The organism is Parasphingorhabdus pacifica, assembly GCF_054779195.1.
Genome location: NZ_BAAGYS010000003.1, coordinates 90,555 through 113,656 on the forward strand (window position 1 = coordinate 90,555; position 23,102 = coordinate 113,656).

The window sequence follows — 23,102 nt, forward strand, 5'->3', positions numbered from 1 at the left end:
CGAGGAGCCGAACGACGCCATCCTGGATCGAACGCTGGCACAGGCCCTGGGGAGAGCGCGAATGCCGGTACCACGCACCGAGTCGGTAGTCGTCGGATTCGATGGATCGCCCGAATCTCGCAGGGCGGTGTGGTGGGCCATGGCCGAGGCAGTGAGCAGGGGGCGCCCCCTACACGTCGTACACGCGTACTCCGTCCCGCTGGAGGAGCTCACCCGCGTTCATCTCCCCAGCGAAGCCTTGGATCTGGAGACTTTGCGCAGCACCGCCGAGCAGGAGATGGACTCGCTGGTCACCGACTGCCGGCGTCGGTTCCCGGACACCGACGTGGCTACCGAGGTCCACATGGGCCATCCCACCCAGGTGCTGGCAGGCGCCGCCGCGGACGCGGAGCTGCTGGTGCTGGGTGCGCCGACACGGAGCCGCACGAGGAGCGTCCTGCTCGGTTCCACCGCGGCGGAGCTCGTCCGAAAGTCACCGGCACCGCTGGTCGTGGTGCGAGAGGAGCTCGATCATCGCGACAAGTCGGTCGACTCGCCGATCGAACATGTGGTCGTGGGCGTGGACGGATCGCGGCACAGTGTCCGGGCGATCGACTTCGCACTGGACTTCGCCGCCAGGCACGGGGCTGAGTTGAAAGCTGTTCTCGCCTGGAACGAGCTGCCCACCGACGCCATTCCCCCTCATCAGGGCTGGCGGGTCGACTGGGCGGACATCACCAATACGTGCCGCCGCGAGCTGGCCGAGTCACTGGCCGGAGCGGCCGAACGGTATCCGGAGCTGGTGATCCACCACGAGGTAACCACCACCCAGTCCCCGGCCGAGGCACTGATTCACGCTGCGGAGAGTGCGGATCTGCTCGTGGTGGGCACCCGCGGACGCGGCACCATCCAGGCTGCGTTGCTGGGGTCCGTGAGCCACGCTGTCGTGCACTACGCACCCTGCCCGATCGCCGTCGTCCGTTGACTCACTCGGGTCGGTAACCGCCTTTCGCAGGACGCGAGTTCTCGTCCCGGTGCAGGTGGACGCATCATCCCCTCATCTTCGTGGTCGAGAATGTGTAGTGGTACGTGAACTCGCCGGTGGACTCCCCGAACGCCCGCGACCCGGACCCACTCTCCCGAGTTGACGACGATCGTGGCTTTCCAACCCCGCTCGTACTTTTCGAGCGGATGTCGGTGAAACCTCCCCCGAGGTGCTCGTGCCACCCGACGGAACGTCGAAATCCGGCACGAAACCGGATCTCAGCCATGCGCCCTTTCCTCCCCCATCGCAGGCAACTCCGGAACGAGTTCGGCGATCGCACCGAGCCGTGCTACCAGATCGATCCGTTCGACCTGGTAGCACTGCAGACAGCTCGCGCGGGCGAACGCATGAACCGTCCCCGGCAGCACGACCCCTACGATCGAACCGCGTCCATTCCCCAGATGTGCGCCGAACCACCTGTAGCGAACGCGCACGGCCGAATGGAGCACAAGGCTGCCCGGTGCTCTCACCCACAAGCATCACGGAGATCATCCGCGTTGCGCACACCGCCGCTACTCCCGCTCCACGACCTTCGGGCGAGTACATCGTCGACCGGTCGCGGCGAGACCACGGAAGGCAGAGGGCCGGCCGTCGAATTCCTGTGGCGCGCGGGAGTTCGACGGCCGGCCCTCGGTGCGGTCAACGCGATTGTCCGCACCGACGAAACGACTCACAGCCAGCCGCTTGCCATCGACTCCAGGCGAGGGTGCAATTCGGCTGCCCAGTCGATCTGGCCGACCCGGGAATAATCGATCCGGAGAACATTGCGCAAATCCCGGCCGTTGGTGAGCAATCCCGCCTTCTTGTCCGCCTCCAACACCACGTCCATGCCGTCCGGGGCCGCGATGAAAGTCACTTCCAATTGCGTGAGCCGCGGATACCGCGGAGAACCGAGGAACTCGATCTCCTGGTAGTAGGGCAGCCCTTGCCTGGTTCCTCGCAGGCTGCCTGCCTCCACGTCCGCCGAATTCAACCGGAACCCGAGACGTTCGAGAGCATCCAGCAGCACGTGCTGCGCAGGCAACGCGCCGATCCCGATCGGGTCGGTATCGGTCGCGTCGAACGCACCACTGATCTCCAAAGTCGTGCGCACGGCTACCACCGGCCCGCGGAGTGGCTGATCCTTGTAGTGCGTGACCGGCGTTTCGAGCGGTACGGGCAGGTTGAACGGAACCTCCACCACTTGCCCGGGTGGAAGTGCGAGATCGCGGTGCACGTCGGTCCGCCCGAACCCGCGCATCAGGTTCACTTCCGCGTCGTCACCCTCGTGCTCCACGCGGGTCACGAACTCGACGTAGACCCCACGGATGTCCTGCGGAACGTCTCCCCCGCGAAGTCGGATCACCCCCTGAACCACTCCACCTGGCTGGACACCCGGCGTGTGCAGGACCGTCTCGACCTCGGCGCCTCCGACCCCGACAGCGGCCATCATCTTCTTGAACATGACCGCACAGTTTTCCGTACCTGCTCCGCTCGCACACCGGAATGGGACAATCGAATCGTCGACTCGGCCACAAGCGCCCGGTCGAAACCTACCGCGGCGAACGGTCCTCCCGGATGATGCGCTCCGCGTCCGTCCCGTCCCGTCAGCAAGCACCGTTGCCGAGCGAACGCGAAGGGCCACCCCTTCGCCTGTACGAGGAGGGCTCCACCGCGCCCTACCCCGACGAACTCCACTCGGAAACGTCCGCCCCGATTTCGGCGGCACGTTCCAACAATCCTTGCATTCTCAGACTGTGCAATTGGACTTCGTGTTCGAGCCCCGCTTCTTCGGCCTGCACCAAAGCTGCTCGAGCCTCGTGAATGCGCGAGCGCAAGGCGACATGGTCGTTCACCGGTGATCACCCCCGACCCGATTCCTCGAAGCCATCTCGACGCCATAGTGAATGCGGTTCATCAAGCACGCAAATCGATAACCCCCGTTCGATCGAGACCACGCGCGGAACACTCTCGAAAGGCCGCCGGAACGCGTCAACGGACCACCACCACCGGACAGCTCGCGTGCGTCACGCAGTACTGACTCACCGACCCGAGCAGCGCGCCCATGAAACCCCCGTGACCACGACTTCCCACAACCAGCACGTCCGCGTCGCGAGCGGCATCCAGCAGCGCGGTCGCGGCATGCCCGCGCTCCACCCGCTCCCACACCTCCGTCGTGCTGCCCGCGGGCAAGGAACTCTCCACAGCAGCGGACAGGGCGTGCTCGACGGCGTGGGTAAAGTCCGTACCCGGGGGCACGTCGGGACTGTGGACGGACTCGAAGTTCCACGCGGTCAGCGCGGTGACACCACCGTCGAGCAATCCCGCGTGCCACACCGCCCAGCGCAGCGCCGCCCGGGACGGTTCGGACCCGTCCACGCCCACGACAACGCGGTACACCCGTCGACATCCCATATCCGCCTCCACGCTCCCGCGCACCGCCGGGCAACCGAGCGTCCCGCCGCGAGAGCACCGCCCCGAGGGATCACCGCACTCCCCGATTCCGACGGCACCTTCGGCTCCGGACGGCTCGGCAGCAGGTCTCCCGAGTGACCGCAGCGGCGCGTGCGGGTACGCCCTGTTCCCCGGAGAACGGTTCCTCCCGGTTCCGACGAGCGAAAACTCGTTTCGCGCTGCGTCGTCCGCGGAATCCTCCTGGTATCCGGCGAACCTACAAGCGAGGAGCGCGAGATGACCAACTTGATCCCACGACCGGGTTCCGCTTTCCCGGACCTCCTTCAGTGGTTCGAGAACGAGTGGCCCTTCGGCGAACGCCACCCCATGCGGATCGAGAGCTACAGCGAAGCCAACGAGTTCATCGTCCGCTGCGAGCTTCCTGGCATGGATCCCGACGAAGACATCCACATCAACGTCGAGGGAAACCAGCTCAAGATTACCGCGGAGCGCCGGAGCGCAGAACGAACCGACCGGCACAGCGAGTTCCACTACGGTTCCTTCAGCCGAACGCTCATGCTGCCCAACAGCTGCAGTCCCGACGACATCAAGGCGGAGTACGAATCCGGCATTCTCACGATCCACATGCCGCGCAAGGAGGTCGAGACCGGGCGGGAGATCCCGGTGGCGCGCACCGGCAAGTGATCATAGCTCGAAGCACGGTGAACGCTGCCCGATCCGCCCCTACCGGAATGGTGAGCGCAGCGCGGACCGGGTGGCGACCACACCGTTCAGTGGTCGACGCCACCGCCCCCAAGAACACTCCGGAGGGTGGACATGGACGGATCGCAGCCCTACCCCATCGTGGTCGGCGTAGATGGATCGCCCGCCTCTCGAACGGCGTTGCGCTGGGCGCACCGGCAGGCGACGCTCACAGGTGGGAGCCTCACGGCGCTCATGGCCTGGGACAGCCCGTTGATCTACGACTGGAAAGTCCCCGGTCTCGAAGACTTCGCGAACACGACAGCCAAAGCGCTCAACACGGTGCTCGACGAAGTCGTCGGCGAGGGCGGTCCCGTCGAGGTGCGCAAGGAAGTCGCCCAAGGCCACCCGGCGAGAGCGCTGCTGGACGCCGCCGAAGCGACCGAGGCCCGCTTGTTGGTGGTGGGCAACCGCGGCCACGGCGGATTCACCCGGGCACTGCTGGGCTCGGTCAGTCAACACTGCGTACACCACGCGCGGTGTCCGGTGATGGTGGTACGCGCTTCCGAACAGTGACCATCCGCCCCGTGGCGGACCCACGGGGCGGCGCCGGGGAAGCGGCAGCGGAAAAACGGGGATTCAGGGTATTTCGGTTCTTCTGGTGGGGTACTCCGTTGAGTGAGTCTTCCCCTGTGGCGCTTCAACCGGCCACCGCCCCCGGAGGTCTCCCATGTTGCCAAGACACGAACGACGCCGCCTCGAGAAGATCGAGGACCGGCTCCTGAACGATGACCCCGAGTTCGCCCGCCGGTTGACCGACACGAGCGCGAACCGGTGGTGGTCGCTGCGCACCATGCCCCCGCGCGTGATGCTCGAGGTGGCCACCGGAGGTACCGCCGGTTTGTGCCTGATTCTCGCCGAAGGCGCCGGTTTCGCCCTAGCTGGGATGCTCACGGCTATTCTGATCACGATCCGGAAGTGCGGATTCGACTTGCAGGTGGACTGAAGTCACCCCCTGCGGGAACCACGCGGCCACGATAGGCAGGCGCATTGAACGAATCGGTTCGGCTGGGACGGATCGCCGGCGTGCGAGTGGGGGTGCACTGGAGCCTCCTCGGTATCGTGCTGCTCATTTCGGTGGGACTGGCCGTCTACCAGCTGCCGACCGTCCTTCCCGGGCATTCGCACATCGGATACGTGCTCAGCGGGTTGACCGCCGCCGGGTTGCTGGTCGTATCGCTGCTCGGCCACGAACTGGCGCACGCGATCGTGGCCAGGCGAAACGGGGTCGCCGTCGACGGAATCACGCTGTGGCTGCTGGGTGGAGTGGCGAGACTGCGTGGGGAAGCTCGTACTCCCGCGGCCGAGTTCCGAATCGCGGTGGTCGGCCCGGCGGCGAGCTTCGTCATCGCGATCGCTTTCGGTGGCCTGGCCGTGGGGGCGGGCGCACTGAACATGAACCAGCTCGTGGTGGTGGTACTGGGTTACCTCGCCCTGCTCAACACGGTCCTGGCCGTGTTCAATCTACTGCCCGCGGCTCCACTGGACGGTGGCCGAGTACTGCGGGCGGTGCTGTGGTCGTGGAACGGTGATCGATACCGGGCGGCGGTGTGGAGTTCCCGAGCGGGCCGTGGACTCGGTTTCGTGCTGATCGCGGGCGGCGTTCTCCTGCTGTTCAACCAGAACAACGAGGGTCTGTGGTGGATCCTGCTGGGCTTGTTCGTCGTGAGCGTGGCCTCCGCCGAGGAACGGCAGGCACGAGTCGGGGCGAAGCTGACGGGAATTCGCGTGCGCGACGTGATGTCCGGGCCGGTTTCTACCGTGGACGGGCGGCTCTCGGTCGAGCACTTCCTGCGCTTCGAGGCCCTCGATCGGAATCATTCTTCGTTCCCCTTGTTGAACCCCGCGGGAGAGTTCTCGGGGCTCGTGACGCTCGGGCAACTCCGGGCGGTTCCGCAGCAGGTGCGGGATCGGACCGCCTTGATCGATGTCGCCTGCCCGGCGACGGACGTTCCTACCGCCGACCCCGATGACCAGCTTGCGGAAGTGCTTCCCCGCCTGTCCGGTGCTGCCGGAGGAAGACTCGTCGTGCACGGTCCGGAACGAGTGGTCGGCGTGGTTTCACCCTCCGACATCAGCCGCGTGGTGGCCGCCAGAGGGTTGAATATCACCATTCCGGGTGGTGCCGACCTGGTCTGGCAGGAAGACGAGCCGCCACCGCCGGACTGGACGTACCCGGGTCAGGGGCGGCCGCGATGACCCGGTGATCCGCGAGCTCCTGTCGGCCGGCGGGTCGGGGGCGCCGTCACGGGGTCGGCCGGCCACGGATGCTTCGGGTAGCGACCGCGGAGTTCCGCGCGCACATCCGGGTAGCCGTTCCGCCAGAACGAGGCGAGGTCAGAAGTGACCGCCGCCGGGCGCCCGGCAGGAGAAAGCAGGTGCAATCGCACCGGTACCCGTCCTTCGGCGACCAGCGGTACGTGTTGCCAGCCGAAGACCTCCTGCAACTTCACCGGCAGCGCGGGGTGCTCCTCGGAGTAGTCGACCCGAATACGAGAGCCGGATGGCACCTCGATCCGGTCCGGAGCGAGTTCGTCCACGTGTCGCGCTTGCGGCCACGGTAGGAGGCGCTCCAGCGCACGGCCCGCCTGGATCTTTCCGAGGTCCGCGCGTCTTTCGGCTCGCGAGAGCTCCGGTTCGAGCCACTGGTCGGCCGCCGATAGCAGAGCGGGCGTCGCCACATCGGGCCACGGGTCACCGAGCGTCCGATGCAGGAACCCGAGGCGTTGCCGCAGCCGACGCGCGTCTTCGTCCCAGCACAGCAATCCGGGTCCTTCTCGCTGCAGACCGTCCAGCAGTGCCCGGCGAAGCGCGTTCGGAGCGGGTTCGAGGATCGGTCGTTCCGACAGGACGATCGCTCCCAGCCGCTCCACTTCACTCGCCCGCACGTCGCCCTCGAACCATCCGACTTCCCGAGCCGTGGACAGCAGCGCCGGGGCAGCACGTCTGGCGAGTTCCTCGTCTGCCGGTGTCGCCAGCCGGACGACGCCGTGCGTGCGCCCGGGTGAGCGGTCGGCGACCGCAACGGCGAGCCATTCCGACCGTGCCAACCCGGACGTGGTCGGTACCTCGACGGCGGTCCCGGAAGCCATCAGGTAGACCGGGGAGCCGTCCGCCCGCCGGCGCGCCAACCGTTCGGGGTGAGCCAGGGCAACGACAAGCGCGACATCGGGTTCGACGGTTACGCCGGCCCCGTCCAGCTCAGGAAGCAACGCCCGCAACCTGCGCACCTCCCACTTCCAGCGTTGACTACCGGCAGCGCCGTCGCGGAGCCGGGTCAGCGCGGTGGACACGTCGCTCTCCGTCGTCAGGGTGTCGTCGTCGAGCAGACCGATCACCTCGGCAGCGGGACCGGCACCGACCGCAGCGGAACCGTCGAGCATCGCTCGGCCGAGTCGCGGGTGCAGTCCCGTCCGGGCCATCTCACGTCCGCGGTCGGTCACTCCGCCCGCCGAGTCCAGCGCTCCCAGGCCCCGCAAGACCGCGTGCCCTGCGGACAACGCACCTTCCGGTGGGACGTCCCACCAGGTAAGGGACGAGCCATCCGGGGTCCCCCAGCATGCGAGCTCCAGTGCGAGCCGGGTCAGCTCGGCAGTCCGGATCTCCGGTTCAGGGAAGGCCGGAAGGGTGCTGTGCTCGTGTTCCGGCCAGCAGCGGTAGGCGATGCCGGGGCCCTGCCTGCCTGCTCGCCCGGACCGCTGCTCGGCGACCGCAGCGGAAGAACGGACCGTGGCCAGCCCGGAAAGCCCTCTCCGGTTGTCCACGCGCGAGATCCTGGACAACCCCGAATCGACCACCGCATGCACGCCGGGAACAGTCAAGCTGGATTCGGCCACCGCGGTCGCCAGCACCACCCGACGCCGGTCACCCCTGCGCGGTTCACCCCGGCGCAGGGCCGAATCCTGCTGCCGGGCGGGAAGCCTGCCGTGCAGTGGCAGCACGTCGATCTCGTCCAGCCCGTTCAGACGTTCGGTGACCCGCCGGATCTCCGCGGCTCCGGGCAGGAATGCCAACACGTCCCCGTCCTGGTCGGACAGCGCCTTCGAGACCGCTCGCGCCACGCACGCTTCGACCCGCTCGCCCCGGGCCGGGGGCACGTGTTCGGTCCGGACGGGATGAGACCGAACCTCTGCGCGCAGCACCGGTGCGTCACCGAGCAGTTCGGCGGCCCGGTCCGCCGCCACGGTCGCGGAAGTGGCCAGTACCCGCAGGTCCGGGCGCAGGCCTTCCTTCGCGTCCAGCAGCAACGCCAGCAGGAGGTCGGCGTCGAGCTGCCGTTCGTGGCATTCGTCGACGATGACCGCATCCACGCCCGCGAGCTCGGGATCGGACTGCAGTCGCCGCACGAGCAGCCCCGAGGTCACGACTTCGACCACCGTTCCCCGGCTACGACGGCGTTCGCCACGTACCGAATAGCCGACGCTACGACCGACCTCTTCGCCGAGGAGTTCGGCCATCCGTTCGGCCGCGGCGCGGGCGGCGAGCCTACGCGGTTCGGCCACGACGACGCGTGATCCGCGCGCGGCGAGATCCAGGGGGAGGAGGGTCGTTTTCCCGGTACCCGGGGGTGCGACCAAGACAGCGTTGCCGTGTTCGGCCAGGGCGTCGGTGACATCGCCGAGGACCGCACGCACCGGCAGGTCGGGAAGTTCGGGGACGGAGAGCATCAGGTGCACATGTTGCCACCGGCCGACCACGAGCCCGGCCTCGTGGCCCGGCCGTGCGTGCTGTCCCCGCGTCTGTGCCTACCGCCCGGGCGCTGGGCACGGGCGGTCGGCGTGCGATCAGCTCCCCCTGTTCTCTCCCAATTCCTCAACGATCGGGTTGTCCGGGGTCCGGGTCTGGTGCTCGGCAAGTCCGGCCTTCGTGTCCTGGCGTTGCTGCTGCGCCTTGTCCGAATCCGACTGCCCTTCCTCGGTGCCCTTGTCCATCGGAACCGAACGCTGGACTTCCGCGACGTTCTCGTAATCCGCCGGTGGCATCGCCCGCAGGGCACGGACGGTCGCCTGGTCGACACCGTGGTTCTCCGCGTAGGAAACGATTTGTTCCTTGCTCGCCGGAAAATCCATCCCGGACAGCGAAGCCTTCAGAGTTTCCCGATCGGTGGACATAATTCCTCCGTTACCGCGGTTTGATCGGCGCGATACCCACCCGAGCGCGTCCCCCGGATCCGGTGGAACTCCGCTCGGTATGGGTGCCACGACGCTCAGGAGTCGGTGTAGCGCAACACCGCACCGACCCCTTCGGAGAGTTCCATGCTGTCCGCGTCGACGAGCACGAGATCGGCATTGCTCGTGGCCGCCGCTCGCACGACGGCGTCGCTGGCGGCTACCCGGGACACCTGCTCGACCCCCATATCGGACAGTTCCTGCTCGTCCAGGGCGATCTGGCCGCCCGAGGGACCCACCGGCACCTCTGTCTCGGCTCGCCCGGGAAAGACCGTCCACAGCACGGTCTGCGCCTGCTCGCGCTGGAAGGCTCCGATGGTTCCGCGCCATCCCTCGACGGCGCGGTCGTGCTGCCCGCGTTCGCGCTGGAACGTCTGCATCGTCTCCCGCACCCGGCCATCGATCGCGGCGCGGATCTGTTCCCCGAGCTCCGCTTCGAAGGTGTCCTTGGAGGCGTTGCTGTCCCGATGTCCCGCTTCGATCTCGACGACCCGGTCCTGCCAGCCCTTGCTCAACTGCTTGCGAACGAGCTGCCGCTGTTGCACGTCACCTGCCAACACCACCATGTCGGCGCCGACCCGCGAAGCCTGCTTGCCCAATTCCTGGGCTACCTCACTCGCGTTCTCCTCCCGCTTCTCCTCGACGATGTTGCGGTGCCGCTGCTCGCTGCCCTCTGGGCCGGTGCGGGCCTTGTGCACGGGGTGGTCGTCGCCTTCGACGCTGGTGGCACCGGTCTCGCCGGACACGTTGGCCACTCGGATGTCGGCGCCGATGCGATCGATCACGGCTACCACGTACGGCACGTGGGCCTTCCGGAGCCGCAGGTAAGGCATCAGGTGCGGCAACGGGCCGTACTGGGCGAGTTCGTCGTCCGAGAACTCGGTCGGCGGTTGGGGCAGCTCGTCCGAGAAGACCACCTCTCCCCGGGTTGCCACGATCACCTGGCCGTGACGTCCCGTCCTCCAGTCGTGCTCGCCGATCCTGTCTTCGATCGCCTGCAGGGTGGCGGCGTCGGCGCCCTGACCGCTCAGTTGCTCCCTTGCGGACCTCCAGCGGAGCTCGATCGCCTTGGCCGCGTCCTCCGCATCACCCGAGGTGTCGAGGTACACGGTCGCGAAAGGGCCTGGCTGTCCGTAGAGGTCCTGTAGGAAATCGAGTTTCATCTCAGACGTCACCTTACGTCGTCGTGGCGACCATGTTGCTGTTCTCCCTGGTCGGCAGGCCGGAGGCCCCGGCGCAGAGGCCGGTGGGCCGCCTGCAGCGCTGCCCGGCGAGCCGACATCGGGCCTACGCTCTCGGTACCCGGCACCAGCCGGTTTCAAACAGCCGTTCTTACCCACACCGGGCGTGTTGGTGCCAAACGTCGCTACCGGTGGTGCCCTCCCCGACCGCGGTAGGTCGTTCGCGTCACCTAGAGTTGCCTGGCCCCGCCACCCCACAGGAGAGGGACCGCTTTGGCAGCGCAACAGTTCTTCAACCAGCCGAAAACGCTGGTGGCCGAGGCATTGGAAGGCATGGCCGCCGCGCATCCCCGACACCTCCGCTGGGTCCCGTCTCCGGGTTACCTGGTTCGGACGGACGCCCCCACGTCCGGCAAGGTCGGACTCGTCTCCGGCGGGGGCAGCGGCCACGAACCACTGCACACGGGCTTCGTCGGCAGCGGGCTGTTGGACGCGGCCTGCCCCGGAGCCGTCTTCGCCTCCCCGAACGCACTGCAGATCCGGGGCGCCACTCGTGCCGTGCACTCGGACGCGGGTGTCCTGCACGTGGTGAAGAACTACACCGGCGACGTCCTGAACTTCCGGATCGCCGCCGACCTGGTGTCCGAAGACGGCATTCCGGTCGAATCGGTGCTCGTGGCCGACGACGTGGCTACCGACACCGGTGATCAGGGGCCTGGTCGTCGCGGAACCGGCGCCGTGGTCGCCGTCGAGAAGATCTGTGGTGCGGCCGCCGAGGCCGGGATGGAGCTGACCGAGCTCGCCGCGCTCGGTCAGCGGGTGGCCGAGTCCTCCCGGAGCATGGCGCTCGCGCTGCATGCCTGCACCCACCCCGGACGGGACCGCCCCTCCTTCGACTTGCCCGATGGCGAGGTCGAGTTCGGTGTCGGCATCCACGGGGAGCGTGGACGCAAACGCATCCCGATGGCACCCGCGAGCGAACTCGTGGAACAGCTGAGCGCTCCGGTGATCGAATCGCTCGGCCTTACCGGGGGTGAGCGGGTCATCGCCATCGTCAACGGCCTCGGCTCGACGCACCAGCTCGAACTGAACCTGTTGTTCGGTCAGCTGCAGGCGCTACTCGGCGGACACGGGATCGACGTGGAACGCAATCTCGTCGGCACGATGGTGAGCGCCCTGGACATGGCGGGCGTCTCGATCACCCTGGTCCGCGCCGACGACGAGATGCTCCGGTACTGGGACGCCCCGGCGACGGCACCGGGATGGCCGAGTCAGCTCGGTTCCCGGTGACGAATTCGCCGCGACCACACCGAGTCCGATCCACTCGCGGGCACGTCCCGCGCTAGTCTCTCCGAAAGGAATCCCGATGAGCCAGGTGGACGCACTCACCACCAAGGACACGCTGTCCTGGATCGACCGCTACCACGGCAGGATCGGTGACCGGGTCGACGAGTTCACCGAACTTGACCGGGCTGCGGGTGACGGCGACTTCGGCGACAACATCATCGGCGCCCTCGACCACGCACGCTCGGCATTGGACACTTCCGAGCCGAACACACCCTCCGAGGTGTTCACGGTCGTCTCCGAGTCCTTCCTCGGCCATTCCGGCGGAACCAGCGGTGCGCTGTTCGGGATGTGGTTCCGACATTTCGCCCGTGCCACCACCCCGGACCTGCCGTTGGGTACTCGGGAGCTGCTCGCCGCGACGACCGACGGGATGGCCAAGATCCAATCCCTCGGGGGCGCCCAGGTCGGTGACAAGACGCTGGTGGACGCGCTGGATCCCGCCCGCCAAGCTCTGGAGGAAGCGGTTCGAGACGGTTTGCCGGTCACCACGGCGTTCGAACGGGCTGCAGAACGGGCGCAGTCCGCTGCCGAGGCCACCTCCGGGATCCTCGCCAGCAAGGGCCGGGCCAGTTACGTCGGCGAGGTCGGTCGCGGCGTCGCCGATCCGGGGGCGCTCGCCATGGCGCTGTTCTACGCCACGGGTGCCGAGTCGGCTCGCTGACCGGGGTATGAAGGACCGGTGCTGATCGGTCCAGCAGGCTGTTTCCCGGCCGGTGCGGCCCCACAACAGCTGCCCGGAATCACCGTCAGCTGCGCGTGGCGTCGGCCGGTCGGGAACCCCAACCGCCGCCACCGGGCGTTTCGATTCGCACCCTGTCCCCACGACGAAGGTGCCAGGTTCCCTTGCCCGGCAGGTTCTCCACGGTTCCGTCGGCGCGGACGACCGTGTTGCGACCGACCGCTCCGGCCTCCCCACCCCCGACCCCGGCCGGGGGGTGGCTGCGTCGCTCGGACTGCACGGTGAGCGTGCACTCGGCAAGGACCTCGATCTCGCGCACGAGCCCGTCACCACCCGGGTGTAGTCCAGCACCTCCCGAACAGGGGCGCAGCTCGTAGCGCCACACCCGCAGCGGGTAATCGAGTTCCACGGCCTCGGCCGGAGTGTTGCGCGTGTTCGTCATGCCGGTGTGCACCCCGGACATCCCGGCTCGCTCGGGAGTTCCGCCTTCACCGCCACCCAACGTCTCGTAATAGCTGAACGCGGCTTCGCGCCCGGATCCGATGAGCACGTTGTTCATCGTTCCCTGGCTCGAGGCGGGCACTCGCTCCGGAACCGCCTTCGCGAATGCCCCCAGCACGACGTCGACCACTCGCTGGCTGGTCTCCACGTTGCCCGCGGCAGTGGGTGCCGGAAACACCGGGTTGACGACCGTGCCTGGTGGCGCCGACACCCGGAGCGACCGGTAGCAGCCCGCGTTCGGCGGCGCTCCCGGATCGGTCAGCATGCGGAAGGCGAACATCGAAGCCGACAGCGTCACCGCGTACACCGCGTTGCAGTTCACCGGTATCTGCGGATCACTCCCGTCGAAGTCGATCACCACTTCGTCGCCCGCGATCGTCACAGCCGCCCGGATGGTCACACCGTCACCGATCTCCAGCTCGTCCGAGTTGCGATAACACCCATCGGGCATTTCCCGCACCGCTGCCCGAACCCGGCGGTCCGAATAGTCGCACACCGCCGCCATCGCCCGCCGCAATCGGGCGGAGCAGAACCGTCCGGCGATCTCGCGGAGGCGGACGGCACCGACGTGGTTGGCCGCGAATTGCGCCCGCAGATCACCACGGCGTTCTCCCGGCGTGCGCGAGTTCGCGGCGATGAGGTGGACCAGGTCGTGACGTATCCCGCTGGCGGTCGCGATCAGAACGGGAGGGATGCGGAGGCCTTCCATCGCGATCTCGGTGGCGTCGGCGGGCATCGACCCCGGAGCGGCGCCTCCCACATCGGCGTGGTGTGCGCGGTTGGCCACGTAGCCCAGGAGGCGGTCGCCGTAGCCGACACCCGCTACCAGCGTGAGGTCCGGCAGGTGGGTACCGCCCAGGTAAGGATCGTTGAGGCACACCTGCTCGCCGGGTGCCAGTTCTCCGCGGGAGTCGAGCACCGCGCGAACGCTGGCGGGCATGGCCCCGAGGTGTACCGGGATGTGCTCGGCCTGGGCGACCATCTCCCCGTCCCGGTCGAAGACGGCCGCGGAGCAGTCGGCCCGTTCCTTGATATTGGGCGAGTACGCGGCCCGCCGCAGCGCGGTGCCCATCTCCTCGGCGACACCGGCCAAGGCGTGCCGGAATACTTCCAGCTCCACTGCCGAGAGTTCGTGCTCAACCATGCAGGCGCACCACCAGATTGCCCGAGTCGTCCATGACCGCCACTTCCCGTGGCCCCAGCAGCACCGTGGTGTCGGGTTGCTCGACGAGCGCAGGACCGACGATTTCCTGGCCCACGTGCAACGCTGCGCGCGGTATCACCCGTGCCGTGACCTCGCCGTCGCCCAAGTCGATCTTCCTGGAGCTTTCTTCCGCCGGTTCTCCCCGCTCCCACTCGACGGGGACCGCCGGCAGGATCGGCTGCGCCCTGGCGATGACGCGGAGGGTGACCACTTCGACCGTCTCGTCCAACATGGCGTAGCCGTAGGATTCACGATGCGCTTGGTGCAGCAATTCGGCGACGTCCGCGTCCCCGCTCACCGCGATCCGCAGTTCGTGGGCTTGCCCCGCGTACCGGGCATCCACCACCCGCGAGAGCACTACCTCGCCCGGGAATCCCTGCGCTTCCAGCTCTCGGCGGGCCGCCACCTCGAGCTCCGCCCACGCGCCTGCAAGATCCTCGCCGGCGCGAGCCATGACCGTCCTCGACGCCTCGTGCCGAGCGGGAGCGAGCAGCAACCCCAGTGCGCTGAGCACCCCGGGAACCGGTGGCACCACCACCGCCGAGCAACCGAGTTCCCGAGCGAGGGCGGTCGCGTGCAGCGGTCCCGCGCCTCCGTAGGCCACCAGAGCCAGTCCGGACGGGTCGACGCCTCGCTCCGTGCTGACCCGGCGCAGAGCGCGCGTCATGGTCGCCCGGACCACGGCAAGTACTCCGCACGCCCCGCCAGCGGCGGGTGGCAGCCTGTCCAGCGCCTGCCGGGCAGCCTGGATGTCGAGCCGGAGTCCTCCACCCAGTTCACGTCCCGGATCGAGGTGTCCCAGCGCGCAGTGCGCGTCGGTCACGGTCGGTTCGTCGCCTCCCAGCCCGTAGCAGGCAGGTCCCGGTTCGGCACCGGCCGATGCCGGGCCCACCCGCAACGCCCCTCCCCTGTCGACCCAGGCCAGCGAGCCTCCACCGGCCCCAACGGTGTGGATGCCGACTGCCGGGGTCCGGAACGGCAACCCCGCGATCTCCGAGGATGTCGACACCTCGGGATGGCCACCTCTGATCAGGCAGACATCGGTCGATGTACCGCCCATGTCGAACGCGATGGCATCGCTGAACCCGGCGGACCGTGCGACCGCGCCGGCGGCGACCACACCCGCCGCGGGCCCCGACAACAGGGTGTGCACGGGGGCGGACGCGGCGAAGTCCACGCCGGCCGTTCCTCCGCTGGAGGTCATCACGGTGATAGCCGGCCCAGGTAGTCGGGTGGTCAGGTCGGCCAGGTACCGGCGCATGACCGGTTCGATCGCCGCGTTGAGCACGCAGGTCGAGGCCCGCTCGTACTCCCGGAACTCGGGGAGCAGTGCCGAAGAACGCGTGACCGGTACGCCGAGATCGCCCAGCGCTGCACAGATGCGCTGTTCGTGGCCAGGTCCCGCGTAGGCGAACAGCAGGCTGACCGCGACGGACTCCGGACGGAGGTCGGCGACCCGCCGGACGACCTCCTCGATCTCCGCGTCCGTCAGCCGGACGACGACCTTCCCGCTCGAATCGATCCGTTCCCGCACCGTCACCACGAGCTCGCTCGGCACCAGCTGTTCCGGGCGGGTCACCGAAAGGTCGTAGAGCGCCGGACGATCCTGTCGCCCGATCTGCAGCACATCGGTGAACCCTTCGGTGGTGACCAGGACCGATCGCGCCAAGTGGCGTTCCAGGACCGCGTTCGTGGCGGTGGTGCTGCCATGCGCGAGCAGCCGCGGGGTCGCCGACCGCAACCCCTCGACCACTCCGCGCTCGACCCCCACGGCTTGGTTCTCGCGCGTAGTCGGGACCTTGAGCGTGCGCGGTCCGCGCTCGCCCGCATGCACCACGACATCCGTGAAAGTGCCGCCGACATCCACCCCCGCGAACGCCTCGGACCGTTCCACCGTCTTCTCCCCCGCCGGATCCCCGTCCCTCCTCGGGTACCTGCGCGGGTGGACTTCGAATCCCGGGCGAGGTGACCGAACCGCGATCAACTACCGTTCGCGGCCACGAGCGTCCGCGCCTCCGGTGCGGAACGCGTGCGCCGGTTCGCGGTCAGGCGGTCTGCGTAACAGCACGATCGACCGCCTCACCCACCGTGCGGAAACACTCGACGGTCTCGTCGAGCCCACCGATCCGGAGGGCTCGGATCACGGGATGGGAGTCCGCCACCAGTCGCAGATCAGCGGATCCGGGCTGCCGCGCCGCGCGGGCGAGCACTTCGAGCCCGGTGACCGCGATGAACTCCACCGAGGAGAGGTCGACGACCACCTCCGCATCGGAGTCCAGCTGGTTCCGGAGTTCGTCGTCGAGCCGCGCGGCGGTCAGGAGGTCAACCTCGCCCACGACGCGGATCACCACGGTGTCGTTGCGGGTGCGGGATACGCCCAGTTCGAGGGGCGAGGCCGCAACGGACTCGGGAGGAACCGTTGCCGGCGCTCGCGTGCAGGCCCCCCCGGAGAACTGGGGCGAGCGGGGGGAACTCACTTGCTGTTGGGTCATTGCTGCCCTCCTCGAAAGTTCACCGCCGAACGGTTCGGCGCATGACCCGGGTACCAACCGTCAAGGTGGGCACCTCATGCGGCCATCAGCTCGGGCACGAACCGTGTGTCGACCGGTCCGCACCGGCCACTTCCCCACACTATGGAGATCGTCTGGCCTCAGCAATGAACCCATTCGGTTGCCACATGCAATGGAAATCCAATATGGATGGATTACGCACCTGAAACACCGTGATGGCAACGGGTGCGATCAGTCAGGTGCGACCCATATCAGCTCACCACGATTTTGCCCTTGGCCGAATCGGCTCCACTTGGCGAAAGACTTGACGTCCTCAATGGATCAATCCGATCAACGGGATTTCCTCGACGGGGCGTTCCGGAGCGAACGCGGAACTCATCACCCCCTCGGCGCGCTTCGCCGACCGCGCACCCGGTCACGCCGGGGTGTTTGGAACCGAGCGAACCGGGCTACTCCGAACATGATGACCAGCCGCGAACCCGAGGACTCTCCCGGCCCCGACCCGGACCGCACTCCCGGCCTGGAACCAGGCGGGTCGGTACCTCCTGGGGAAACTCCGCCCGAGGCGGCCTCTGCCACCGAGGGGCTCGCGCACCGACAACGCGCGACCGCACGTCCGGCGAAGTACATCTGGCTGGCAGCGATCTTCGTCGTGGTCCTGCTCGTCGCGCTGTTCTTCGCATCGATGGCCGGCTTGCTGCCGTGATGACGACCGTTGCCGCCGTGGGGACGCTATTCTTCTGCAGGGGGACGCTGTTGCTGCAGTGGACGCTGTTGCTGCAGTGAGAGCGGCCGGATTTCGATCACCACGGCTACGAGCTCCGCACCCGCCATCGGGTCGGCCCGTTTGCTGCCCCCGTGTGCTGCCCCCGTGTGCTGCGGAGCCCCGCTACTCCGGCTCTTCCTATTCCGGCTCTTCGCGTACTCGCCGCTGGACCGCCCGGTAGGCACGAGAACGCTCCTCGGCCTGCTTCCGAGCGTGGTCACGACGCACCATGGCTTCCTGGCCCGGTGTCGCGCGCCCCTCGCCCATCGCCAACTCGGCATCCAGGAGCGATTGGTCCTCCGGGTAGCTCTGAGACCCGTTAGCACGCAACTGCTCGTCCGGGTCGGGCCGGTCGTGGCGCACCGGATGAGCGCGGCGATACGGGTTGTCCGGTGGTAGTCCACCGGTAACGCGTCCGTAGAAACCGAAGATGAGCAACAGAAGTCCGGCAACAAGGCTGAAGAACACGTTCGACAACCGGAAAGCGAAGATGTTCCAGCTGGTGTGCAGGATCGCGAGGTGGACCAACCCCGAAACCAGGAAGGCGGCGCCCATACCGATGCTGACCGTCGAGGCCGGCTTGCCGCCCACCGCGGCGCCTGCGAGCAGAAGAATCCCGGCCGCCACCGACAACGCGGACAAAGCGCCGTTGTTCGACAGGCCCAGGACGGTCTGCCCGGTTGTCGAGAAGAACGGTGGCCTGCCACTGAACCCGAGCGCCGCGAAGACCAGCAGTCCGGCGCCCAGTACTGCCGCACTGATTCGTTGAACTCGATGTACCCAGTGCACACGCGTTCCACTCATCGCGGAAACCTCCGTGCCATGCCGAGCTCCCACAGTTGAAATTGCCCATCCACCGTGCTGCTGAAACCTCCGACGGACCCGCTACGCAGGGTCGCCAGTAGCATCCGTCCCGACGACGACCCGTCCCCAGGCGAGCCGTCGCCGTCACGAATCCGTCGGCGCATGCACGGACTCCGCGTGGGACTCCACCCGAAACGCCCCGGTCTCGGAGAACAGCGCTGTGCCGGATCGTTCACTCATCCAGGTGCGGGCGAGATCCGGAGGCAGGCAGGTGATCCCGAGCGCCCAGCACGCCGCCAGCATCCTGCCCTGCTCCGCCGTGCACAACCCATCGAGCACGTCCTCGTCGGCGACCGCCACGGACACCTCGGCAGCCGGCTCGTCCACGATCGCGAAACCCCGCTCCCGCGCCAACGATCGAAGCACGAGAAGGGGCCGCGACGAACCGATAAACAGGACCGCGCCCGGAGTACGTCCGGTTCCGCGCGCACCGCCGAATTCGTCATGCGATTGACCGGCAACCTCGTGGAACAACGCATCCCCCTCGAACTCCCTGGCTGTGACTCGTTGGGCATACCCGCCCACGTCCGGGGAAAACGTCCGAACAACTCGAGCACGGAGCCATCACCCGTTCGCCCCACATACCGGCTCGCGTCCGATTGCCGGAGCGTTCGGCTGGGAACCTGTTGGTACCGGAAGCGATTGGCCCACCACGAGAGGAAACGATATGACGCAGGCGATGCGCATGCTCGAAACGTACCCGCGTTCGGTCGGGACCATGGACCGCGAAGACCTGACGGCGTGCATCGAGGAATGTCTCGTGTGCGCGCAGGCCTGCGTGGCGTGTGCGGACGCGTGCTTGGCCGAAGACGGGGTGGCCGCGCTCACGGCGTGCATCCGGAAGAACCTGGACTGCGCGGATCTGTGCGAGACGGCGGGACGGCTTCTGTCCCGGCACACCGGGAACAACCTGACGACCGTGCGCGCCGCTGTCGAAGCGTGCCGGGAAGCTTGCCGCGCGTGCGCCGCCGAGTGCGAACGCCACGCCGAACACCACGAGCATTGCAGCGCCTGCGCGAACGCCTGCCGGAGGTGCGAGGACGCTTGTGCCACGCTGCTCCCGCAGCTGAGCGCTCAGGATTGAGCACCACGACCGACCCGCGAATCCGTTTCGCGCCTGATCGAGGATTCCGGGCGGATCCGTCGCCAGGACGATCTCACCGTCGAACACGGTAGCGACGGTGCCTGGTGCGATTCTTCTCCGGGAGCGCTGCTGGAGAACGGGGCAAGCCCTCGCGCGCCGTGCCGGATCAGTTGCGCGGGGAGAACTTCGCTGCGTGCTTGGCACGTTTGCCGTATGTCACTTCGGGAATCCGCTTGGTGTGCAGCCCGCGCCCACAGCCGAAGGAGTGATCACCGATGTGCGCGCCCAGTACGCGGCCAACATCCGATGCAGAAGAAGCCACCGATCTCGTCCGGGACGAGAACGTGGCGGATGAGGAAACCGTCGAGGTCGAGGCCGACGACGACAGCGCCATCGCACTCGGTTACAACTGAGGACGCCGCTCGCTGGGTCGGCGCCCGTCCAGGGCCGAACTACCGCGCCGACTCATGCGAGCTGCTGTTGACCACCGTCGTAGACGAGCAACCCGTCGTTACCGAGCCGGAGGCCTTCGATCGGACGGTTCGGGACGAGCTTTCCGTTGTGCATCAGGTGTGACACCCGGACTCCTCTGGCGATCTCCGCGAAGTCGGCGATCATCCTTCGGTGGCAACGCCACCAGACGGCTTCTCCGCACATGACTGCGGTCGTGCACCGCCCGGCATCGGCCAGCAGGTCTTCGATGCCCGCCAGGAATTCGTCGGTCCGCATGTGTGCGGCGTAGGCGCGAAACGATGCGTTCCGCCAGCTCGTATCGGGCGAATCGGCGGGCAGCTTCCGAAACCCGCCCAACCTCTCGTCCCAGCGATAGTCCGTCCCATGCGCATGGAACGTTCGTCGGAGCGCGCTGTGGCCGAACTGCGGGTTGCGGCGGCTGCCCGGTACGGTGCGAACGTCGACCACGACCTTGACGCCGGCATCGTCGAGCAGGGTGAGCAGGTCCGCCGACGAGAGCGTGCCGTGGCCCACGGTCACGAGCTCGATTTCGGACATAACACCTCCGGCGGATTCGGTGCGGAAAGCGGAGCCGTCGCACGGCCACCCCACCAACATGGCGCACCACCGCCCGGCTCGCAGGCGACCGGAGGAATGCGGTGCACACTCGTCGGCGACGCGCACGAGTGATACCAGGGCAGGTGGCACAGGTCCGGTTGGAGGAGCCCTTGCACCGGAGGAACAACCGCACACGAGCCGGACCCGAGGTACCCCAGGAATGGGAACTCACCGGAACCGGTGGACCGTCTCCCTTCACGTCGTGGGCTTCCTACCTGCTTCCGGACCGGTCGCGTTACGTCTGGGAATCCCGCCGTCAGCACAAGCGCTCCGGTCCGTGGACCCACAACGCCGTCCTGAGCGGCCACCGAGCCGTCCGAACGGGGCATCCCGGAATCCGGGAAAAGCCCCTGGCTCCGGTTTTGGGCACCGGACAGGCTCGCCTGGTGGGTCGCCGTGGTGTTCGTGATCGATCCGCGCTGTTCATCGCCGGAGTGGCGGGCTCACTGATGCCACAGCTCTTCGGGGGACACCACCGGATGTCGCTGTTCGCGGAAGCCTGTTATCTCCTCGGAGCACTGCTCTACACCGCGAGCATCTACGGCCAGGTGTTCGAAAGCATGAACGCTGACGTGCGGATCCGCAGCGACCGGACGTCCCAGGTCCCCGAGAAGTTCCGGTGGTTCGCGTTCGAACCCTGGCGACTGGAGTTCCTCACACCGTTCGTGCTGCTGATCGGCTCACTCGTGTTCAACTTCGCCGCGGCACGATCCCGTCGCCTTCCGGGCGCATCCGCGCGGAGCCCGGAAGGAGACGGGACGTCGGCTCCTCAGCCCGCGTGGAGTGGGTTCGGGACGGTCCCGTGAACCGCCGCGTGCGGCCGTTCCGGTCGATCCCGGTACGCATCCAACAGCAGCCGGTTGCGGTTCAGGCACAACCGCTCGATCTCCGGGGTGAACAGGTCGAAGAGCTCGAACCGCTCGGAAAGTTCGGGGAAGCGTTTCTGGTACGCCAACACCTCGTCCCGCACCAATGACCAGAAGGTGTCCTCCGGCACTCCCAGTTGCTCTGCCACCAACGGGGCGAGGTAGCGGAAGTGGCAGACGAACAGTCCGGTCTGGATGAACTGGCGCAAGAACTCAGGAGGCTCCCGCAGTAGCGCGTCATCCACCTCCGGTGACAACCCATCCAGTTCGGGCAACGACGCTTCGCTGATGTTGACGTCGTCCACGAAGTCCTTGACCGCCAACCGGGTGGGCACGTCGTGCTCGTCGAACACGACGATGGTGTTCTCGCCGTGCGGGGAGAACACCACGCCGTACTGATACAGGAAGTGCAGGAGTCCGGGGAGCAGCGCGTTGAACAACCGCTGCAACCACACCTCCGGATCGAGCCCCGAACGCCGGACGAGCTCGGCGACGAACGCGTCCCCGTTGCGATCGACGTGCAGCAGCGAAGCCAGTGTTCGGGCCCGCTCGTTCGGGCGCAGCTTGCTGCTCAGCGGCTCTCGCCAGATCGCCCCCAGCAGCTCCTTGTACTGGTAGGGCACCCCCTTGACCGACTCGAGCGCCTGGTGGCGCACGGTGACCGAGGCGACTTCACCGAGCAGCACGGCCGAGATCTCGTCCCGGAGGAACGGGTCGGATTCGGCGATACCGAGCATCCACGCGGTCACGTCCGGAGCCGCCACAGTCCGCTCGGTGGGCAGTCCTCGCCACACCAGGGTGTTCAGGATCGACAGCGGAAGCTTCACGTAATGCCGTTGGTGATCGTCGACGTTGGCGAAGGTGCGGATCGACTGCTGGGCGGAGTACAGGTCCGGTCCCTCGCCGAGCGGCACGATCCGGCGCGCGGCCACGTCGGGCGCGAACACCGGTAGCACGATCTCGTCCCACTGCCACGGGTGCACCGGCATCCACACGTAGGACTCCGGATCGAGCCCCTGGTCGACGAGGATCCTGGTGAATTCGGCCCGCTCGCGCTCGCCCAGCTCGGTCGCCAGTAGTCGCGCCGCGGGCAGCCCGTCGACCGCGCGGTAGTCGGCGAGCGTGTGGTGCACCGCCATCCAGGGCAGGCGGTGGGTCCGCCGCGATTCCGGCGCGTACTCAGCCGCGTCCGAGGCCGAAAAGCCCATTCGGCCCTTGTTCGGGATCAGCCACGGATGCCCGGTCTGGTGCCCCTCCAGTTCCGCGTAGGACGCATCCGCCAGTTCGGCGGCGGTACTACCGGTTTCGAGGAGCCGCGCATCGGCCGCCAGGGTCGCCGTCAGTTCGCGAATGAGGTGTCCACACGTTTCGCCGCTCATACCCAACGACTCGTAGGCGTCGAGGAAGAACCTCACCGGATCGTTCGCAGCTATGTCCACATCGGACTCTTCGCGCCGGATCGAGTTCGGGTCGACTCGCCAGTCCAGGAACTTCCCGCGGCGAGCTCCGAACGTGTAGGTCACCGGTCCCGGGAAACCGACGCGGTACCTGCCCGGTTCGACTTCCTCGGGTTCGAGGAGCTGTTCGTAGGACAACTCGCCGAGCGACTTCGCCAGCAGCTCACGGCCGGCGACGCGCCAGTTCTCCTCGTTCAGCTCGGCCGGTACGAACAAGGTCATGCAACCCTCCAAAGGAGAAAACG

At 67.6% G+C, this 23,102-nt stretch carries 24 protein-coding genes; 11 read left to right on the plus strand and 13 right to left on the minus strand.

Annotated elements, in window-relative coordinates:
• Window positions 1-61: 61 nt before the first annotated feature.
• Window positions 62-964 (plus strand): universal stress protein, encoded by a 903-nt coding sequence (locus ACYVAN_RS03205; protein WP_460955437.1) that lies wholly within the window; start codon window positions 62-64, stop codon window positions 962-964.
• A gap of 278 nt (window positions 965-1,242) precedes the next feature.
• Here ACYVAN_RS03205 and ACYVAN_RS03210 read toward each other — a convergent pair whose 3' ends face one another.
• The 3 genes from ACYVAN_RS03210 to ACYVAN_RS03220 all read right to left on the minus strand — a co-directional run bounded on the left by ACYVAN_RS03210 (window position 1,243) and on the right by ACYVAN_RS03220 (window position 3,418).
• A complete protein-coding gene (locus ACYVAN_RS03210) occupies window positions 1,243-1,392 on the minus strand; it encodes a hypothetical protein (RefSeq protein ID WP_460955439.1) in 150 nt (49 codons plus the stop codon).
• A gap of 302 nt (window positions 1,393-1,694) precedes the next feature.
• A complete protein-coding gene (locus ACYVAN_RS03215; protein WP_460955441.1) occupies window positions 1,695-2,468 on the minus strand; it encodes a sporulation protein in 774 nt (257 codons plus the stop codon).
• A 527-nt stretch (window positions 2,469-2,995) separates the two neighbouring features.
• Window positions 2,996-3,418 (minus strand): universal stress protein, encoded by a 423-nt coding sequence (locus ACYVAN_RS03220; protein ID WP_460955443.1) that lies wholly within the window; start codon window positions 3,416-3,418, stop codon window positions 2,996-2,998.
• 276 nt (window positions 3,419-3,694) lie between these two features.
• Here ACYVAN_RS03220 and ACYVAN_RS03225 point away from each other — a divergent pair, with 276 nt between their 5' ends.
• The 4 genes from ACYVAN_RS03225 (at window position 3,695) to ACYVAN_RS03240 (ending at window position 6,358) form a co-directional block, all read left to right on the plus strand.
• A complete protein-coding gene (locus tag ACYVAN_RS03225) occupies window positions 3,695-4,102 on the plus strand; it encodes an Hsp20/alpha crystallin family protein (RefSeq protein WP_460955446.1) in 408 nt (135 codons plus the stop codon).
• Window positions 4,103-4,234: 132 nt separating this feature from the next.
• Window positions 4,235-4,675: a universal stress protein gene (locus ACYVAN_RS03230; protein ID WP_460955447.1), complete on the plus strand. Its 441-nt coding sequence runs from the start codon at window positions 4,235-4,237 to the stop codon at window positions 4,673-4,675.
• A gap of 154 nt (window positions 4,676-4,829) precedes the next feature.
• Window positions 4,830-5,105 (plus strand): DUF3040 domain-containing protein, encoded by a 276-nt coding sequence (locus ACYVAN_RS03235; protein WP_460955449.1) that lies wholly within the window; start codon window positions 4,830-4,832, stop codon window positions 5,103-5,105.
• Between the two features lie 44 nt (window positions 5,106-5,149).
• A complete protein-coding gene (locus tag ACYVAN_RS03240) occupies window positions 5,150-6,358 on the plus strand; it encodes a site-2 protease family protein (RefSeq protein ID WP_460955451.1) in 1,209 nt (402 codons plus the stop codon).
• On the opposite strand, the gene hrpB is transcribed toward ACYVAN_RS03240, so the two are convergent.
• From hrpB to ACYVAN_RS03255, 3 genes are all read right to left on the minus strand, one after another.
• On the minus strand, window positions 6,340-8,826 hold the full coding sequence (gene hrpB, locus ACYVAN_RS03245) for an ATP-dependent helicase HrpB (RefSeq protein WP_460955453.1): 2,487 nt from the start codon (window positions 8,824-8,826) through the stop codon (window positions 6,340-6,342). The two genes, ACYVAN_RS03240 and hrpB, sit on opposite strands and share 19 nt — an antisense overlap.
• Before the next feature lie 117 nt (window positions 8,827-8,943).
• Complete coding sequence (locus ACYVAN_RS03250; protein WP_460955455.1) at window positions 8,944-9,270, minus strand: DUF2795 domain-containing protein; 327 nt, start codon at window positions 9,268-9,270, stop codon at window positions 8,944-8,946.
• A gap of 95 nt (window positions 9,271-9,365) precedes the next feature.
• Complete coding sequence (locus ACYVAN_RS03255; protein WP_460955457.1) at window positions 9,366-10,490, minus strand: baeRF2 domain-containing protein; 1,125 nt, start codon at window positions 10,488-10,490, stop codon at window positions 9,366-9,368.
• Window positions 10,491-10,781: 291 nt separating this feature from the next.
• Between ACYVAN_RS03255 and ACYVAN_RS03260 the strand changes: the two genes are divergently transcribed.
• Together ACYVAN_RS03260 and dhaL are read left to right on the plus strand one after the other, a co-directional pair.
• Window positions 10,782-11,798: a dihydroxyacetone kinase subunit DhaK gene (locus ACYVAN_RS03260; protein ID WP_460955459.1), complete on the plus strand. Its 1,017-nt coding sequence runs from the start codon at window positions 10,782-10,784 to the stop codon at window positions 11,796-11,798.
• A gap of 76 nt (window positions 11,799-11,874) precedes the next feature.
• Window positions 11,875-12,516, plus strand: a complete 642-nt coding sequence (gene dhaL, locus ACYVAN_RS03265) for a dihydroxyacetone kinase subunit DhaL (RefSeq protein WP_460955461.1) — start codon at window positions 11,875-11,877, stop codon at window positions 12,514-12,516.
• An 85-nt stretch (window positions 12,517-12,601) separates the two neighbouring features.
• Here dhaL and ACYVAN_RS03270 read toward each other — a convergent pair whose 3' ends face one another.
• The 3 genes from ACYVAN_RS03270 to ACYVAN_RS03280 form a co-directional block, all read right to left on the minus strand.
• Window positions 12,602-14,179 (minus strand): hydantoinase B/oxoprolinase family protein, encoded by a 1,578-nt coding sequence (locus tag ACYVAN_RS03270; RefSeq protein WP_460955463.1) that lies wholly within the window; start codon window positions 14,177-14,179, stop codon window positions 12,602-12,604.
• Window positions 14,172-16,133 (minus strand): hydantoinase/oxoprolinase family protein, encoded by a 1,962-nt coding sequence (locus ACYVAN_RS03275; RefSeq protein ID WP_460955465.1) that lies wholly within the window; start codon window positions 16,131-16,133, stop codon window positions 14,172-14,174. The genes ACYVAN_RS03270 and ACYVAN_RS03275 overlap by 8 nt, the downstream gene beginning before the upstream one ends.
• Before the next feature lie 151 nt (window positions 16,134-16,284).
• Window positions 16,285-16,731, minus strand: a complete 447-nt coding sequence (locus ACYVAN_RS03280) for an STAS domain-containing protein (RefSeq protein ID WP_460955467.1) — start codon at window positions 16,729-16,731, stop codon at window positions 16,285-16,287.
• A 478-nt stretch (window positions 16,732-17,209) separates the two neighbouring features.
• Between ACYVAN_RS03280 and ACYVAN_RS03285 the strand changes: the two genes are divergently transcribed.
• Window positions 17,210-17,455 carry a DUF6480 family protein gene (locus ACYVAN_RS03285; protein WP_460955469.1) on the plus strand — a complete coding sequence of 82 codons (246 nt, stop codon included), beginning with the start codon at window positions 17,210-17,212 and terminating at the stop codon, window positions 17,453-17,455.
• A gap of 198 nt (window positions 17,456-17,653) precedes the next feature.
• Here the strand turns inward: ACYVAN_RS03285 and ACYVAN_RS03290 are convergent, their stop codons facing one another.
• Both ACYVAN_RS03290 and ACYVAN_RS03295 read right to left on the minus strand, forming a co-directional pair.
• On the minus strand, window positions 17,654-18,319 hold the full coding sequence (locus ACYVAN_RS03290; RefSeq protein ID WP_460955471.1) for a DUF4383 domain-containing protein: 666 nt from the start codon (window positions 18,317-18,319) through the stop codon (window positions 17,654-17,656).
• Window positions 18,320-18,463: 144 nt separating this feature from the next.
• Window positions 18,464-18,706, minus strand: coding sequence for a hypothetical protein (locus ACYVAN_RS03295; protein WP_460955473.1), 243 nt, complete (start codon window positions 18,704-18,706; stop codon window positions 18,464-18,466).
• Between the two features lie 340 nt (window positions 18,707-19,046).
• On the opposite strand from ACYVAN_RS03295, the gene ACYVAN_RS03300 reads away from it, so the two are divergent.
• The gene (locus ACYVAN_RS03300; protein WP_460955475.1) at window positions 19,047-19,463 is read left to right on the plus strand and encodes a four-helix bundle copper-binding protein; all 417 of its coding nucleotides are present in this window, start codon (window positions 19,047-19,049) and stop codon (window positions 19,461-19,463) included.
• Window positions 19,464-19,738: 275 nt separating this feature from the next.
• Entirely contained in the window at window positions 19,739-19,876 is a 138-nt protein-coding gene (locus tag ACYVAN_RS03305) for a hypothetical protein (RefSeq protein ID WP_460955476.1), read from the plus strand.
• Between the two features lie 52 nt (window positions 19,877-19,928).
• On the opposite strand, the gene ACYVAN_RS03310 is transcribed toward ACYVAN_RS03305, so the two are convergent.
• Window positions 19,929-20,474 (minus strand): DUF488 domain-containing protein, encoded by a 546-nt coding sequence (locus ACYVAN_RS03310; RefSeq protein WP_460955478.1) that lies wholly within the window; start codon window positions 20,472-20,474, stop codon window positions 19,929-19,931.
• 446 nt (window positions 20,475-20,920) lie between these two features.
• Between ACYVAN_RS03310 and ACYVAN_RS03315 the strand changes: the two genes are divergently transcribed.
• The gene (locus tag ACYVAN_RS03315) at window positions 20,921-21,340 is read left to right on the plus strand and encodes a hypothetical protein (protein ID WP_460955480.1); all 420 of its coding nucleotides are present in this window, start codon (window positions 20,921-20,923) and stop codon (window positions 21,338-21,340) included.
• Here the strand turns inward: ACYVAN_RS03315 and ACYVAN_RS03320 are convergent.
• The gene (locus ACYVAN_RS03320) at window positions 21,304-23,079 is read right to left on the minus strand and encodes an IucA/IucC family protein (protein WP_460955483.1); all 1,776 of its coding nucleotides are present in this window, start codon (window positions 23,077-23,079) and stop codon (window positions 21,304-21,306) included. The two genes, ACYVAN_RS03315 and ACYVAN_RS03320, sit on opposite strands and share 37 nt — an antisense overlap.
• Window positions 23,080-23,102: the final 23 nt, after the last annotated feature.